The following is a 15,889-nucleotide window of genomic DNA, read 5'->3' on the forward strand; positions in this document are numbered from 1 at the left end:
AGGTTCGTTTTATTGTTGCTATTTCCCGCTTTAGTGGTATCTAAGATAAGCAACTTACGCTTATCTTAGACGGAATTTTTGAGACTGATGATGAAAGAGCAAAAGGCTCAAAAATTAGGAATGAAATACCGAAGAAATTTGCTTCCGTCCGCACTATTACAGGGAAATAGAGAAAGGATAATTCGAAACTGAAAACTAGTAACTTTCAGAAACGAAGGAAACAGTATGATTTTTGACGATTTGAAAAACATCGCCTTTTACAAAGGAATCCATCCCAATCTAGACAAGGCTATCGACTATCTCTATCAGCACCGTAAGGATTCTTTCGAACTCGGTAAGTATGAGATTGACGGGGACAAGGTCTTTCTAGTTGTTCAGGAAAATGTCCTCAATCAAGCTGAAAATGATCAATTTGAACACCATAAGAACTATGCAGACTTGCATTTGCTGGTAGAAGGGCATGAATATTCGAGCTACGGTTCACGTATCAAAGACGAAGCGGTAGCATTCGACGAAGCGAGCGACATTGGCTTTGTCCATTGTCATGAAAAATACCCACTCTTGTTGGGCTATCACAATTTTGCGATTTTCTTCCCTGGAGAACCGCACCAGCCAAATGGCTACGCAGGGATGGAAGAAAAGGTTCGCAAATATCTCTTTAAAATTTTGATTGATTAAAAGAATCAGGAGGAGCAAACATGGCACAAAAAGGAGTAAGTCTTATCAAGGCAGCATTTGATACAGATAATTTTCTCATGCGTTTCAGTGAGAAGGTCTTGGATATCGTCACAGTCAATCTTCTTTTTGTCGTCTCTTGTTTGCCCATCGTGACGACCGGAGTGGCGAAAATCAGCCTCTATGAGACTATGTTCGAGATTAAGAGAAGCAGACGAGTTCCAGTTTTCAGAACCTATCTAAGAGCCTTCAAGCAAAATCTGAAACTGGGTTTCCAGTTAGGTTTGCTGGAGTTAGGCATTGTGTCATTAAGCCTTCTAGATCTCTATCTCTTCTGGGGTCAGACTGCTTTGCCTTTCCAGATTGTGAAAGCTATTTGTTTGGGGATTCTCATCTTCCTCACTCTGGTGATGCTGGCTAGTTATCCCATCGCTGCGCGCTATGATTTGTCTTGGAAAGAAGTGCTGCAAAAAGGGCTTATCTTGGCAAGTTTTAACTTTCCGTGGTTCTTCCTCATGTTAGCCATTCTCTTTCTCATTGTGATGGTTCTTTATCTATCCGCCTTCACTCTCCTCTTGGGTGGGTCAGCTTTTATCCTCTTTGGTTTTGGTTTACTAGTCTTTCTCCAAGCAGGTTTGATGGAGAGAATTTTCGCCAAATACCAGTAGGATGGCTTGTTTCTGAAACTACTTTCAATCGTTACAGTTTCTAAAATACAAGTAGAAACTAAAATCTAAGTGTATACAAGATATTGAAAGCGATTTTCACAAGGTGTATACTAAACTTGTAAAAAATAGAACTGCTCTTAGCAGAAAAAAGAAATCTTAGGAGAAAATCTATGTCAGATTTGAAAAAATACGAAGGTGTCATTCCAGCCTTCTATGCATGTTATGATGATCAAGGAGAAGTAAGTCCAGAGCGTACGCGTGCCTTGGTTCAATACTTCATTGATAAAGGTGTTCAAGGTCTCTATGTCAATGGTTCTTCAGGTGAATGTATCTATCAAAGTGTGGAAGACCGCAAGTTGATTTTGGAAGAAGTTATGGCAGTTGCTAAGGGCAAATTGACCATCATTGCTCACGTAGCTTGCAATAATACAAAGGATAGTATGGAACTTGCTCGCCATGCGGAAAGCTTGGGAGTAGATGCTATCGCAACAATCCCACCTATTTACTTCCGTTTGCCTGAGTACTCAGTTGCTAAATACTGGAATGACATTAGTGCTGCAGCACCAAATACAGACTATGTTATCTACAATATTCCTCAATTGGCAGGAGTTGCTTTAACTCCAAGTCTTTACACTGAAATGTTGAAGAATCCTCGTGTTATCGGTGTGAAGAACTCTTCTATGCCAGTTCAAGATATCCAAACCTTTGTGAGCCTTGGTGGGGAAGACCATATCGTCTTTAACGGTCCAGATGAACAGTTCCTAGGAGGACGCCTCATGGGTGCTAAAGCCGGTATCGGTGGTACATATGGTGCGATGCCAGAACTCTTCTTGAAACTTAATGAGTTGATTGCTGAGAAAGATTTGGAAACAGCGCGTGAATTGCAATACGCTATCAACGAAATCATTGGCAAACTCACTGCTGCACATGGAAATATGTACTGTGTCATCAAAGAAGTTTTGAAGATCAATGAAGGTTTGAACATTGGTTCAGTTCGTTCACCATTGACACCAGTAACTGAAGAAGATCGTCCAGTTGTAGAAGCAGCTGCAGCCTTGATTCGTGAAACCAAGGAGCGCTTCCTCTAATCCATAAGGAGGTATTTATGACACACTACGTTGCAATTGATATCGGTGGAACCAATATCAAATATGGTTTGATTGACCAAGAAGGCCAACTTGTTGAATCGCATGAAATGCCAACTGAGGCGCATAAGGGTGGTCCTCATATCTTACAAAAGACAAAAGATATCGTAGCCAGCTATTTAGAAAAAGGCCCAGTAGCAGGTGTTGCCATTTCTTCTGCAGGGATGGTGGATCCTGATAAGGGGGAAATTTTCTACGCTGGACCTCAGATTCCCAACTATGCAGGAACCCAGTTCAAGAAGGAAATCGAGACGAGTTTTGCTATTCCTTGTGAGATTGAAAATGATGTCAACTGCGCAGGTCTTGCTGAGGCAGTATCTGGTTCAGGTAAGGGAGCGAGTGTCACACTTTGCTTGACTATTGGAACAGGTATCGGTGGTTGCTTGATTATGGATGGGAAAGTCTTCCATGGATTTAGCAATTCAGCTTGCGAAGTCGGTTATATGCATATGCAGGATGGAGGTTTCCAAGACTTGGCTTCTACGACAGCCTTGGTAGAATATGTGGCAGCAGCTCATGGTGACTCAGTCGATCAGTGGAATGGCCGACGCATTTTCAAGGAAGCCACTGAAGGAAACAAGATCTGTATGGCTGGGATTGACCGCATGGTAGACTACCTTGGGAAAGGTCTGGCAAATATTTGCTACGTTGCCAATCCAGAAGTGGTTATTCTTGGTGGCGGCATCATGGGGCAAGAGGCTATCCTCAAGCCTAAGATCCGCACAGCCTTGAAGGCGGCCTTGGTACCAAGTCTAGCTGAAAAAACTCGATTAGAATTTGCCCATCACCAAAACACAGCAGGGATGTTGGGAGCCTATTATCATTTTATACTCAATGAAAATCAAAGAGCAAAGTAGGAAGCTAGCCGTAGGCAGTACTTGAGTACGGCAAGGTGAAGCTGACGTGGTTTGAATTTGATTTTCGAAGAGTATCAAAACAAAACAATCCTAGTTTGGAATTATAGAATTAAGAAAAACACTGAATCACTACTTGAGTGAAAACTGTTTTGCTTAATTCTTTTTTTATTGAAAAAATTGAGCCAAAGGATGTAATCGTGAGAAACTAGGAGAAAATAAGCATCTTGTATGAAAGGTTGAAGCGAGAGCAATTCTATCATCAATTCAACTAGTGTTTAGTTTGAGTAAATGAGAAAATGTGGAAAAATGATATAATGAGGTGGACGAAAAATTGACAAATTAGAATTTGTAGAGGTGAAAAAACTGTAATGGGAACCTATTCACCTGAAGTCGACATCATATAAAATTACGAGGAGATTGTAAGATGAATAATTATATAAAATTAAATGAAGATAGATGGAATAATGTAAAAAATGACTATACTGAGCCATTGACACATGAAGAATTAGAAGAAGCTAGAAAGCATCCAATTTCTGTTGCCTTAACTGTTGGGGAAAAAGTCCCCACAGAATGGTTTGAAAAAGCCAAGGGAAAAAAGATATTAGGGTTAGCTTGTGGTGGTGGACAGCAGGGTCCGGTTTTTGCTGCAAAAGGTTATGATGTCACCATTATGGATTTTTCGAAATCACAATTAGAAAGAGATGAGATGGTTGCTAAAAGAGAAGGCTTAAAGATCAATACCGTTCAAAGCGATATGACAAAACCATTTCCATTTGAAGATGAAACCTTTGATATTATTTTTAATCCAGTTTCAAATGTATACATAGAGGATTTAGAAAACATGTATAAAGAAGCTTCTCGCGTATTGAAAAAGGGTGGACTCTTAATGGTCGGATTTATGAATCCTTGGATCTACATGTATGATGCTGACACTGTATGGGATAAACCCGATGAGGAATTACTGTTAAAGTTTTCAATCCCTTTTAATTCAAGAGAGCTTGAAGAGGAAGGCAAAATCACCATCAATCCAGAATATGGATATGAATTTAGCCATACCTTAGAAAGTCAGATTAGAGGACAACTAAAAAATGGTCTCGCTATGATTGATTTTTATGAATCATGTGACAAAAGACATCGCTTGTCACCTTATGGAAATGACTACATCGCTACACTTTGCATTAAACTATAATCTTATAGAACATACTTCTGGAGAATAGCTCGTTTTATTTTACGATTAGAATTTCCCATACCCAAAATAACGCAGGGATATTGGGTGCCTACTATCATTTCAAAACAAAACAATCCTAGTTTGGTTGAACCAAACTAGGATTTTCTAACACGTTTTTGTCTACGATAGCCATTGAGTTTTTTATTTTCCCAATAGCTGTTAAAGATTTTTTCTTTGCTCTCGCGATTGATTTCTAAAAAGTAGGCATAAATCAAATCTATTAAAATGAGCATAGGGAGTTGAGCGGAAATACGCTGGATGTAAGAAGATTGACTATGACTTGCGACAAGGACTGTTTCGGTATAGGCCTGACTGTTTTTGTTTGGAGCGCTGGTAAAGAGAATGGTCTTGGCACCCATTTCCTCGGCATCCAACAAACTATCGAGGACGGATTGGGTAGTGCCTGATAGGGAAAAACCAAGTACCAGACAGTTTTCATCCATGATACTAGTCGTCCAAGCAAAGCCATCCTGATCGGTCAAAGCTTCACAGACAACACCTAATCGCATAAAGCGCAGTTTCATCTCACGGGCAATCAGACCAGAACTTCCTGTCCCAAAGAAGTAAACTCGTTCAGCGTCATCGATTAATTGGGCGACGCGTTCCAGTTGTTCTTCGTCAATCAAATCCTGAGTTTGTTCTCGCATGATACTGTAGCTTCGCAAAACACGTTTGGTCAAAGGACTGTGTTTGTGCGAATGAGTGTCCGGTTTACTAGCCTGATGCTGGTATTGAAAGACGAACTCTCGGTAGCCTGTAAAACCACACTTTTTGGCAAAGCGGGTCAAGGCTGCTTGGGAGATATGTAATTTCTGGGTAACTTGCTGAGAAGAGAGATCATCTTGGATCGTTTCAGCTTGCAAAAAATAGCGAGCGATTTCTTGCTCGAGCTCGGTTAATTCTTCAAAATGGAGGTCGATTATGGTTGCGATATCTGGCTTGTTCATGAGGCTCCTTTTTATGAGTCAAAGTCTTAAAAGTTAACGCTTTCCTAACTATTACTATCATTATATCATAGAAAATAGGATAACCAAATAAAAAGGCATTTTCAGTTAAAAGTCAAAAAATGCTTCGACTTTTCCAAGAGTTTCTCCGTAAAATATGGTACAATGAAATGTACTGAGCTTCACCTGTTTGCTCTATTATTTTAGGGGAAATAAAGGTGGAAATCGGGAATTTTTCTAGAAAAGAGTCTTAGTTGTATGAGAAAATTTAATAGCCATTCGATTCCGATTCGGCTTAATTTATTATTTGCGATTGTCATCCTGCTCTTTATGGCCATTATTGGTCGTTTGTTATACATGCAGGTGCTCAATAAAGATTTTTATGAAACAAAATTGGCCTCAGCCAGCCAAACAAGGGTAACAACCAGTTCAGCTCGTGGACAGATCTATGATGCAACAGGCAAACCCTTGGTAGAAAATACTGTCAAGCAGGTTGTTTCTTTCACACGAAACAATAAAATGACGGCAGCTGAATTGAAGGAGACAGCCAAGAAACTTCTCACATATGTAAATGTAACCTCCCCTGATCTGACAGATCGACAGATTGCAGACTACTACTTGGCGGACCAGGATATTTACAAAAAAACAGTCGAATCCTTGCCAAGCGATAAACGCCTGGATTCAGATGGGAATCGTTTATCAGAAGCGACACTTTACAATAATGCGGTTGAAAGCATTGACGTGAGTCAACTTAATTATACAGATGACCAGAAAAAGGAAATCTATCTCTTTAGTCAGCTCAATGCTGTTGAAAATTTTGCAACGGGAACCATTTCTACGGATGCCTTAGATGATACCCAAGTTGCTCTCGTTGCATCAGCGTCCAAGGAATTACCAGGTATCAGCATTTCAACCTCATGGGATCGTAAAGTACTGGATACATCTTTATCGACGATCGTCGGTAGCGTTTCAAATGAGAAGTCAGGACTTCCGGCTGAGGAAGTTGATGCTTATCTCAAAAAAGGCTATTCTCTCAATGACCGAGTGGGAACTTCCTATCTTGAAAAGCAATATGAAGATGTTCTTCAAGGCAAACGCTCCGTCAAAGAAATCCACCTCGACAAACACGGAAATATGGAAAGTGTGGAAAATGTCGAAGAAGGAAGTAAAGGAAACAATATCAAGTTAACGGTTGACCTAGCTTTCCAGAATGGTGTGGACGACCTACTCAAGAGCTACTTCAACTCAGAGTTGGGTAACGGTGGAGCCAAATATTCTGAAGGGGTTTACGCCGTAGCCCTCAATCCTAAAACCGGTGCAGTTTTGGCCATGTCAGGTGTCAAGCATGATGTCGAATCCGGTCAATTAAGTTCAGATTCGCTTGGAACGATAACCAACGTCTTTGTGCCAGGATCTGTCGTTAAGGCAGCGACCATCAGCTCTGGTTGGGAAAATGGAGTCTTGTCAGGTAATCAAACCTTGACAGACCAACCGATTGTTTTCCAAGGTTCGGCCCCTATCAATTCATGGTACACCTTGTCCTATGGCTCTTTCCCTATCACAGCAGTTGAGGCTCTAGAATACTCTTCTAATACCTATATGGTTCAAACTGCTCTAGGAATCATGGGACAGACCTACACACCAAACATGGTGGCCGCAACGGGACAGTTAGAGACTGCAATGGGCAAATTGAGATCAACCTTTGGGGAATACGGACTCGGAGCTTCAACAGGGATTGACCTTCCAGATGAATCCACAGGATTTACGCCGAAAGAATTTGATTTGGGGAACTATATCAATAATTCCTTTGGTCAGTTTGACAACTACACACCGATGCAGTTAGCCCAGTATGTCGCAACCATTGCAAACAATGGCGTACGTTTAGCTCCTCACATCGTTGAAGGGGTTTATGGAAACAATGACCAAGGTGGCTTAGGCAGTCTGGTTCAAGAAACAGCCACTAAGGAACTAAACAAGGTCAATATCTCAGAATCAGATATGGCTATCTTGCAGCAAGGTTTCTATCAAGTTTCGCATGGAACGAGTGCTCTGACAACTGGTCGTGCCTTTTCAAATGGCGCAGCCGTTTCCATCAGCGGGAAAACGGGTACTGCCGAAAGTTACGTTAATGGCGGTCAAAAAGCCAATAATACCAACGCAGTCGCCTATGCACCAACCGAAAATCCTCAAATCGCGGTCGCAGTCGTCTTTCCTCATAACACCAACCTTACAAACGGTGTCGGACCTTCGATTGCACGCGACATTATCAATCTTTATCACCAACACCATCCAATGAATTAGAAAGGAACTTATGCTGTATCCAACACCTATTGCCAAGCTGATTGATAGCTATTCAAAGTTACCAGGTATCGGGATCAAAACGGCTACCCGCCTCGCCTTCTATACCATTGGAATGTCTGATGACGATGTCAATGAATTTGCCAAAAATCTCCTGTCTGCTAAACGGGAATTAACCTATTGTTCCATCTGTGGTCGTTTGACAGATGATGATCCTTGCTCTATCTGTACGGATCCGACTCGAGACCAGACAACCATCTTGGTGTTAGAGGATAGTCGCGATGTGGCTGCTATGGAAAACATCCAAGAATACCATGGACTCTATCATGTCTTGCACGGCCTCATTTCTCCGATGAATGGTATCAGCCCAGACGATATCAACCTCAAGAGTCTCATGACCCGTCTCATGGATAGTGAGGTTTCAGAGGTGATTGTGGCAACCAATGCGACGGCAGATGGGGAAGCGACATCTATGTATCTCTCTCGTTTGCTCAAGCCAGCTGGTATCAAGGTCACTCGTCTAGCACGAGGACTAGCCGTGGGAGCAGATATCGAGTATGCGGACGAAGTCACACTCTTACGAGCCATTGAAAATCGGACAGAGTTGTAGGAGTCAGTTAAAACGTAGCTCATTTTGATACATAAGACGAGCCCTAGAAATTTTTCTAGGGCTTGTCTTTTTCTGTTTCTCACGAGAGGTGAACAAGCCTTGCTAATAAGACTACTCAAACTATAAGGCATTAGAAAAGGGATCTCCAAAATGACTAGTGGCGTCTTTGTCAAACTCATTCACTGAGCTATAGAGTTTACTCTAAGGAGATGAGGTCACTTGCCCTTAGGGTTTGTTTTGAAATCGTACTATTTTTGTGTTATGATATGGTCAATATACAATGAATAAAGGGAGTTTGAAGTATGGGTGGAAAGATAAAATCTAGCACGATAGCAGCAGAGGCAGCTATTAATGAATTGGTCGGGTATGACACGAGCAAGAAGCAAAATCAGCAAGTAGAATTTTCGTATACTTCTGAAATCGCTGGGATGGAAGCTGGACGTCAGGCCTGCAATCAAATGCTTCAGGCGGTCAGTGATTTTAGTTCAGCTGTTTTGACCCAAGCAAATAAGTTTCCAGAAATTGCTCATAAGATTGAAAAACGCGACGTAGAGCTGGCTAAGAGATGGGAACATTAAAAATGGCTGATAAGAACGAAGAAAAACGCTACAAACTTTGGCGAGAAATTGTCAAGATTGACGATAAGGAAGAAAATCTCCAGACTCTAAAAAGACAATATGAACAGCAGCTAACTCACTTTCACTCAGAAATCCAGAGCATCCACCATCGTATGGCGACTCTATTGGCTCTCTCGCCCAGTTCTCGTCAGGTGATAGAGCAAATCGAAAGTGATAATAGAACCATTCAACGACAGATCAACTCTTATGTAGAAGAGGAACTGGATGAATTGGGAAAACAAACGAAGAAGGCTCGTCGGTCTTTCGATGAAGCTAGAGAAGAACTGATATCAGAAAGGAATCGGCTACCATGGGAGTAAAATACAGCGCACAAGAATCCCAAGAATTGATTCAGGCCATGACTAACAATCTCCAAGTCGCAAATGAAGTCACGGACCGCTTATCTAGTGGATGTGACCACCTGATTTCCTCTTTAGACTCAGGTGAGCTGACAGGAGCGGCCTACACAGCTGGGAAGGGTCTCTTTACAGAGATTATCATCCCCAGCATCAAGAAGTTACAAGCAGCGATAGATGATATCCAACTAGAGTTGACCTCCTACAAAAATGCGGATGCTCAGGTCTCAGGATATGGAGATTTGGACCTGGACCAGCTCAAGGAACTGAAAAAATTGAGGGAAGAGCAGTTAGCTATCGTAGAAGCTCAGATTCAAGCGAGGGAGAACTGGCTAAATCAAATCAAAGACCTCTTTACACTGAATTGGGGGAAAGCTTTCTCTGAGAAGACCATCCTCTACAATACTAAGTCTCAAATCGAGTCAGGTATTCAGGATTTGGATGACAAGATTGAAAAACTAGAATTTTTTGTCTCAGAGGTTTCCCAGTATTTCAGTGATAGTCTAGAAGTCCTTAGCTTAGCGATTCAAGGAGCTACGCAACTAAGTAAAATCATTGTCGATAGCGATGGGAACTACTATGCGAACGGTGTGGACATGAGCTGGGTGCAGAAGATGAAGGATGTGAAGATTGTTTCGCATGCCAAAAGAGATTTTCAAGACTCGGAAACTCGTGCCATCAATAAAGCTTCTAGGGATATGATGCTATCGGATGATGGCGATGCCCACTATCGTGCCGAATTAAAGAAGCGCTTAAAAGGTCACGACAAGTCCGAATGGGATAAAATAATCGACGACTACAATCACACTCTTAAGATTGATGAAACAGGGAATATCATTGACATTCATCCCTTGGAGCAAGGCTATGTCGTTTTAAAAAATGGGAAATACGATGCTGACTATACTCATTTGGTTAACAAAAAGTTTGATGAACTAAAAGCCCAAAACTTTGAAGCAAATTCAGTCGAATTTTGGAGTGGAGTAGCTCAAATTTTCTCTGGATTGGGAGTTTACTTTGCGAGTGGCGCCCTTGAAGTCTTGAGTATCATGGCTGGTCCACCAACAGCAGGGACAAGTATCGTAGCTGGTACGGCAGCATCCGTAACAGGGGTACAATATGGGAATGTACTGATAGCTAGTGGAGCAGTGTCCAGCTTATCAGCTATCACAAAGACAGCCTTACTAAATGGTGAAATTCAGGTTAATTATTCTAGTAACTATGACAGCTGGCAGGCCAATAAACCAACGAGTAAGTCTTTTGGGAAAAAGGTCTCTGGACGAGTTAAAGGTAAAAAAGTCGATAATATTCGAGTTGATGCGGAGCCAGATAGTGGGAAAATCCAAGTTCAATCGGGGAGTGGGAAATCGGGTTATGACCTTGACATAGATATCGAGGTTTCAAGGATTTCAAGTAGGCAGGATATTGTAGACTGGGTAAACAAACGTTCTGAACTAAAAGGACTTGGTCAAGGTGCAAAAGAGGAAATTATCAAAAATATGTGGAAAGCTTTTAAATACTTGACGCAATAAGGAGTGAACAATGAAATTATATTTAAAAGGTGATTATACAAAAAGAGTACCTTATGGTTATTTAGAACTAGCTGGCAAAATGTGGTTTCCAGAAGATGAGCAAGTTTCTTACTCAAATGCTGGGAACAATGATGATTTACAAGAAGATTTTTTCTCAAATTTATCCTTGAGGAAAGGCACTGCCGATAAGAGATGGTCTAGTGTCCCCTTAAAGGAAGGGGTACGAAGACTCTTTTCACATCTTGACGAATGTATTGACCTAGAGTTTGAAGATGCATTCGCTACAGACTACAATGAAAAAGGAGACTATCTCCGTATTTTAACCACCCATCTAGAAGTTTTAACAGTTGATAAACGAGCCATGTACATTATGGCGCTTGAAATTGCAAAGGTGATTGATGGGCAAATTAGCGAGGATAATAAGGCTAGCTGGTTGACAATCGAGGAGTTTAAAAGAAAACATGAGGATATTCTATCTCTAACTTTTGAAGAAGCAAATGAACTAAGTTTGACTGAAATTCAAACGATGGATGTGGTAGACGACCCTCTTTGGGAGGAAGAAGCCACTCGTCGAAAAGAGTATATACTAGCACATGGAGGCGATATCTCAGATTTATGAGACTTTATATCAAAGGTGATTATACGAAAAAAATAGACTTCACAACTAGAGAGCTTGTTTGGAAGATGTGGTTTAAGGAACGGAAAGGCAAGAAAATAAGTTTCTCCAATGTTGGTGATGATGCCATGCTACAGGATGATTTATACTTTGGTGTTCGGTTACACAAATGGGCTTCTGTTGATGAAAGATGGGATAAAGCTTCTTTTATAATTCCGAGCAATCCTTGGTTGTCTTTGGAATATGAGAGTATAACATTGGAATTTGAAAAAACTTTCATTACAGAGTGGAGAGAACGTGGGGATTATCTACGTATCGCCACATCTCATACAGATGTTTTAACTGTAGACAAACGTGCTTTATACATTATGGCAACTGAAGTAGCATCTGCCATTGATGGTCAGATTAGCGAAGACGGCAAGCAAAGTTGGCTAAGTGTAGAAGAATTTAAGGAATATCATAAGGCTGTTCTTTCACTGACTTATGATGAAGCGGTTGAAATTAGTTTGGAAGAATTAAAGACAATGGTGCCAGTAAGAGATCCTTTATGGGAAGAAGAAGAGCGACTTCGGGAAGAGTATATCAAAATCCATGGCGAACGTATTTATGACGATGAGGACGACGAGTGAGACTTTATATCATAGGTGATTACACCAAGACTGATTTTTATGAAGAGTTTAAAGAAATAGCTCAAAAAATGTGGTTCAAAGAGCGAAAAGGAATTCCACTTGATTTTTCCTATGCTTGGGATGAAGATTTACATTTGAATTTACGGTTGGATAAATTTAAATATAATGACGAACGTTGGGAGAGTGCAAATTTTAATACAAATATAAACCCTTGGAAGACATTTGAATATGAAAACTTGACATTGGATCTAGAAAATTCTTATGAAAGCGATGGACGTGAGAAAGGTGATTATTTGCGAATTATTTCCACTCATCTAGATATTCTAACGGTTGACAAGCGAGCGCTCTATATCATGGCGATTGAGGTGGCATCTGCCATTGACGGTCAAATCAGCGAAGACGACAAAGAAACATGGTTGAGTATTGAAGAATTCAAAACGAAACATAAAGACCTACTGAATTTGACCTACGACGAAGCAGTCGATATTAGTTTGGAAGAACTAGAGGTTATGGAGGCGATTGATGAACCCCTTTGGGATGAATTACACAGAGGGTGGGAAGAATATATCAAAATCCATGGCGAGCCAGTTTATGACGACGAGGAAGAATGAAATTATACTTAAAAGGCGATTATACAAAAAGAGTACCTTATGGTTATTTGGAACTAGCTGGCAAAATGTGGTTTCCAGAAGATGAGCAAATTTCTTACTCAAATGCTGGGAACAATGATGCATTACAAGAAGATTTTTTCTCAAATTTATCCTTGAGGAAAAGCACTGCTGATAAGAGATGGTCTAGTATCCCCCTAAAGGAAGGGGTAAGAAGTCTCTTTTCACATATTAAAGAATGTATTGAAATTAATTTTGAAGATGCATTTGCTACAGATTATAATGAAAAGGGTGACTATCTCCGTATTTTAACCACCCATCTAGAAATTTTGACAGTTGATAAACGGGCTATGTATATTATGGCGCTTGAGATTGCAAAGGTGATTGACGGGCAAATTAGCGAGGATAATAAGAAGACATGGCTAACAGTCGAGGAGTTTAGGAAAAAGCACGAGGCTATTCTATCTCTGACTTTTGAAGAAGCAAATGAACTAAGTTTGACAGAAATTCAAACGATGGATGTTGTAGACGACCCTCTTTGGGAGGAAGAAGCTAATCGTCGAAAAGAATACATACTAGCACATGGAGGCGATATCTCAGATTTATGAGACTATATATTAAAGGTGATTACACCAAAGAAATTCCATTTGATTATTTAGAACTAGCGAAGAGGATGTGGTTTGAAAGTTATCAAGGAGAAGGCATCCCACTCTCCTATTCTGGTTTTCTTCAAATCAGAGATAGGAATGATATAGCCATTCATCTAAAACTAGATAAGCAGGATTGTGATGAACGTTGGTTGCATGTTCCGATACAAGAAGGAATAAAATACCGTTTTTATTCACAAATTGATGAAGATCTAAATTTGGAATTTGAGAATGCTTATGTAACAGATTTTCGAGAAAATGGAGACTGTTTACGTTTGGCCTCTACCCATCTTGAACTGCTCACTCTTGATAAAAGAGCGTTATATATCATGGCTATTGAGATTGCCACAATATTTAATGGACAAATCAGTGAAGATGATAAGAACACATGGCTGACAATCGAGGAATTCAAGGAAAAGTACCAAGATATCTTATCTTTAACCTTTGATGAAGCAAATGAGATGAGTTTGGAAGAAATTCAAACGATTGATGCTATTGACGATCCCATCTGGGAAGAATTGGATAGGAAGCGCGAGGAGTATATCCGAATCCATGGCGAACGTGTTTATGACGATGAGGACGACGAGTGAAACTATATCTTAAAGGCAACTACGAAACTAGTATATACCAAAACTGTATGGAATATCCTTGGAAAATGTGGTTCAAAGAACGTAAGGGAGTGAAAGTTGGTTTTTCTTATGCATTTGATGATAATTTTTATTTGAGTTTAACTCTAGATAAATTTTCTTCAAATGATGAGCGTTGGGGAATGGCTGATTTTAGAATAGGAAAAGACTCTTGGGCGACTTTTAAGCGTGAAAATTTAAATTTAAATTTTGAAGATTCTTATGAAAGTGATGGGCGAGAAAAAGGAGACTATCTTCGAATCATCACGACTCATAAGGATATTCTAACGGTTGACAAGCGAGCGCTCTATATCATGGCGATTGAGGTAGCATCTGTCATTGACGGTCAAATCAGCGAAGACGACAAAGAAACTTGGCTGAGTGTTGAAGAATTCAAAACGAAACATAAAGACCTACTGAATATGACCTACGACGAAGCAGTCGATATTAGTTTAGAAGAGATAAAGGTTTTGAAAGCTATTGACGATCCCATCTGGGAAGAATTGGATAGGAAGCGTGAGGAGTACATCCAAATCCATGGCGAACGTGTTTATGACGATGAGGACGACGAGTGAGAATTTACATCAAAGGTGATTATGCTAAAAAAATAACATTTACTACTATAGAACTAGTTTGGAAGATGTGGTTTAAAGAACGGAATGGCAAGAAAATAAGTTTCTCCAATGTTGGTGATGATGCTATGTTACAGGATGATTTCTTTTTTGGAGTTCAATTTGATAAATGGCGATTTAAGGATAAACGATGGAATCATATACCATACGACAAGAGCAATCCTTGGAATTCGTTTTCTGATGAAAACATTCAATTGGAATTTGAAAATGATTTTATTACTGATGGGAGAGAACGTGGAGTAAACCTTAGGATTGCTACAACACATACGGATATTTTAACGGTTGATAAACGTGCTATGTATATCATGGCAATCGAGGTGGCTGGTGCAATTGATGGAAAAATTAGCGAGGATGATAAGCAAACCTGGATGGATGTAGAGACTTTTAAGGAGTTGCACAAGGATGTCTTATCACTAAGTTACGATCAAGCAACCGATATCAGCGTGGAGGAACTGAAAAGTTTGAAACCTGTAGAGGAACCTTTGTGGGATGAAGAAGAGCGCCTTCGTGAAGAATATATCAAAATCCATGGCGAACGTGTTTATGACGATGAGGACGACGAGTGAGACTATACATCAAAGGCGATTATACCAAAGAAATTCCATTTGATTACTTAGAACTAGCGAAGAGAATGTGGTTTGATACTAAAGATGGGAAGACAGTAGATATTTCTTATTTTGGGAATACTCGCCCATTTAAAACAGACCCAACTATTCACTTGAAATTGAATAAGTGGATGCATGATAACAGATGGAATAATGTTCAGTTGAAAGAAGGGATTATCAATAAATTTGGGAGTCATGTATATGAAAATCTTGAATTAGATTTTGAAGACAATCCAGCAACAGACTATCGAGAAAAAGGAGACTGTCTACGTTTAGCTTCTACCCACCTTGACCTTCTCACTGTTGATAAACGAGCTATGTATATTATGGCCATTGAAATTGCGACTGCTATTGATGGTCAGATTAGCGAAGATGATAAAGAGAGCTGGTTAAGTGTGGAGGAATTTAAAAATCGGCATGAGGATATCCTTTCGATGAGTTATAAAGAAGCTAATGAGCTGAGTTTGGAAGAAATTCCGTTTATGGACGATGTGAGAGACCCAGTCTGGGAAGAAGATGACCGCAGGAATGAAGAATACATCAAAATCCATGGCGAACGAGTTTATGACGATGAGGAAGGTGAGTGAGAATTTATAATC

At 40.2% G+C, this 15,889-nt stretch carries 19 protein-coding genes; 18 read left to right on the plus strand and 1 reads right to left on the minus strand.

Annotated features, from left to right (window positions below):
- The first annotated feature begins 225 nt into the window (after positions 1-225).
- The 5 genes from CO686_RS02060 to CO686_RS02080 all read left to right on the plus strand — a co-directional run bounded on the left by CO686_RS02060 (position 226) and on the right by CO686_RS02080 (position 4,534).
- Positions 226-678, plus strand: a complete 453-nt coding sequence (locus CO686_RS02060) for a NanQ anomerase/TabA/YiaL family protein (RefSeq protein ID WP_000575429.1) — start codon at positions 226-228, stop codon at positions 676-678.
- A 20-nt stretch (positions 679-698) separates the two neighbouring features.
- On the plus strand, positions 699-1,343 hold the full coding sequence (locus CO686_RS02065) for a YesL family protein (RefSeq protein ID WP_070657369.1): 645 nt from the start codon (positions 699-701) through the stop codon (positions 1,341-1,343).
- Positions 1,344-1,513: 170 nt separating this feature from the next.
- Positions 1,514-2,431, plus strand: a complete 918-nt coding sequence (locus CO686_RS02070; RefSeq protein WP_049500131.1) for a dihydrodipicolinate synthase family protein — start codon at positions 1,514-1,516, stop codon at positions 2,429-2,431.
- A 17-nt stretch (positions 2,432-2,448) separates the two neighbouring features.
- Positions 2,449-3,345, plus strand: coding sequence for an ROK family protein (locus tag CO686_RS02075; RefSeq protein WP_096753438.1), 897 nt, complete (start codon positions 2,449-2,451; stop codon positions 3,343-3,345).
- 424 nt (positions 3,346-3,769) lie between these two features.
- Positions 3,770-4,534, plus strand: a complete 765-nt coding sequence (locus CO686_RS02080) for a class I SAM-dependent methyltransferase (protein WP_096753439.1) — start codon at positions 3,770-3,772, stop codon at positions 4,532-4,534.
- 134 nt (positions 4,535-4,668) lie between these two features.
- On the opposite strand, the gene CO686_RS02085 is transcribed toward CO686_RS02080, so the two are convergent.
- A complete protein-coding gene (locus CO686_RS02085) occupies positions 4,669-5,520 on the minus strand; it encodes a MurR/RpiR family transcriptional regulator (RefSeq protein ID WP_070838291.1) in 852 nt (283 codons plus the stop codon).
- Between the two features lie 255 nt (positions 5,521-5,775).
- On the opposite strand from CO686_RS02085, the gene pbp2b reads away from it, so the two are divergent.
- The 13 genes from pbp2b (at position 5,776) to CO686_RS02150 (ending at position 15,877) form a co-directional block, all read left to right on the plus strand.
- Positions 5,776-7,818: a penicillin-binding protein PBP2B gene (gene pbp2b / locus CO686_RS02090; protein ID WP_096753440.1), complete on the plus strand. Its 2,043-nt coding sequence runs from the start codon at positions 5,776-5,778 to the stop codon at positions 7,816-7,818.
- A gap of 10 nt (positions 7,819-7,828) precedes the next feature.
- A complete protein-coding gene (gene recR / locus CO686_RS02095; protein WP_000966754.1) occupies positions 7,829-8,425 on the plus strand; it encodes a recombination mediator RecR in 597 nt (198 codons plus the stop codon).
- 302 nt (positions 8,426-8,727) lie between these two features.
- A complete protein-coding gene (locus CO686_RS02100; protein WP_000509001.1) occupies positions 8,728-9,003 on the plus strand; it encodes a TIGR04197 family type VII secretion effector in 276 nt (91 codons plus the stop codon).
- The gene (locus CO686_RS02105; protein ID WP_227232078.1) at positions 8,991-9,362 is read left to right on the plus strand and encodes a hypothetical protein; all 372 of its coding nucleotides are present in this window, start codon (positions 8,991-8,993) and stop codon (positions 9,360-9,362) included. Before CO686_RS02100 ends, CO686_RS02105 begins: the two co-directional genes overlap by 13 nt.
- Positions 9,353-10,927, plus strand: a complete 1,575-nt coding sequence (locus tag CO686_RS02110) for an LXG domain-containing protein (RefSeq protein WP_096753441.1) — start codon at positions 9,353-9,355, stop codon at positions 10,925-10,927. The genes CO686_RS02105 and CO686_RS02110 overlap by 10 nt, the downstream gene beginning before the upstream one ends.
- Positions 10,928-10,937: 10 nt before the next feature.
- Positions 10,938-11,546, plus strand: a complete 609-nt coding sequence (locus tag CO686_RS02115; RefSeq protein ID WP_049550288.1) for a hypothetical protein — start codon at positions 10,938-10,940, stop codon at positions 11,544-11,546.
- Positions 11,543-12,172: a hypothetical protein gene (locus tag CO686_RS02120; RefSeq protein ID WP_049550287.1), complete on the plus strand. Its 630-nt coding sequence runs from the start codon at positions 11,543-11,545 to the stop codon at positions 12,170-12,172. Before CO686_RS02115 ends, CO686_RS02120 begins: the two co-directional genes overlap by 4 nt.
- A complete protein-coding gene (locus tag CO686_RS02125; RefSeq protein ID WP_084881678.1) occupies positions 12,169-12,783 on the plus strand; it encodes a hypothetical protein in 615 nt (204 codons plus the stop codon). Before CO686_RS02120 ends, CO686_RS02125 begins: the two co-directional genes overlap by 4 nt.
- Positions 12,780-13,388, plus strand: a complete 609-nt coding sequence (locus CO686_RS02130) for a hypothetical protein (protein ID WP_096753442.1) — start codon at positions 12,780-12,782, stop codon at positions 13,386-13,388. Before CO686_RS02125 ends, CO686_RS02130 begins: the two co-directional genes overlap by 4 nt.
- Positions 13,385-14,017, plus strand: coding sequence for a hypothetical protein (locus tag CO686_RS02135; RefSeq protein WP_070534986.1), 633 nt, complete (start codon positions 13,385-13,387; stop codon positions 14,015-14,017). Before CO686_RS02130 ends, CO686_RS02135 begins: the two co-directional genes overlap by 4 nt.
- Positions 14,014-14,628, plus strand: a complete 615-nt coding sequence (locus CO686_RS02140; protein WP_084881679.1) for a hypothetical protein — start codon at positions 14,014-14,016, stop codon at positions 14,626-14,628. The genes CO686_RS02135 and CO686_RS02140 overlap by 4 nt, the downstream gene beginning before the upstream one ends.
- Entirely contained in the window at positions 14,625-15,251 is a 627-nt protein-coding gene (locus tag CO686_RS02145) for a hypothetical protein (RefSeq protein WP_084881680.1), read from the plus strand. Before CO686_RS02140 ends, CO686_RS02145 begins: the two co-directional genes overlap by 4 nt.
- Entirely contained in the window at positions 15,248-15,877 is a 630-nt protein-coding gene (locus tag CO686_RS02150) for a hypothetical protein (RefSeq protein WP_070534994.1), read from the plus strand. The genes CO686_RS02145 and CO686_RS02150 overlap by 4 nt, the downstream gene beginning before the upstream one ends.
- Positions 15,878-15,889 lie beyond the last annotated feature (12 nt).

Origin of the sequence: Streptococcus oralis (genome assembly GCF_002386345.1) — a bacterium.
Taxonomy (GTDB): domain Bacteria; phylum Bacillota; class Bacilli; order Lactobacillales; family Streptococcaceae; genus Streptococcus; species Streptococcus oralis_S.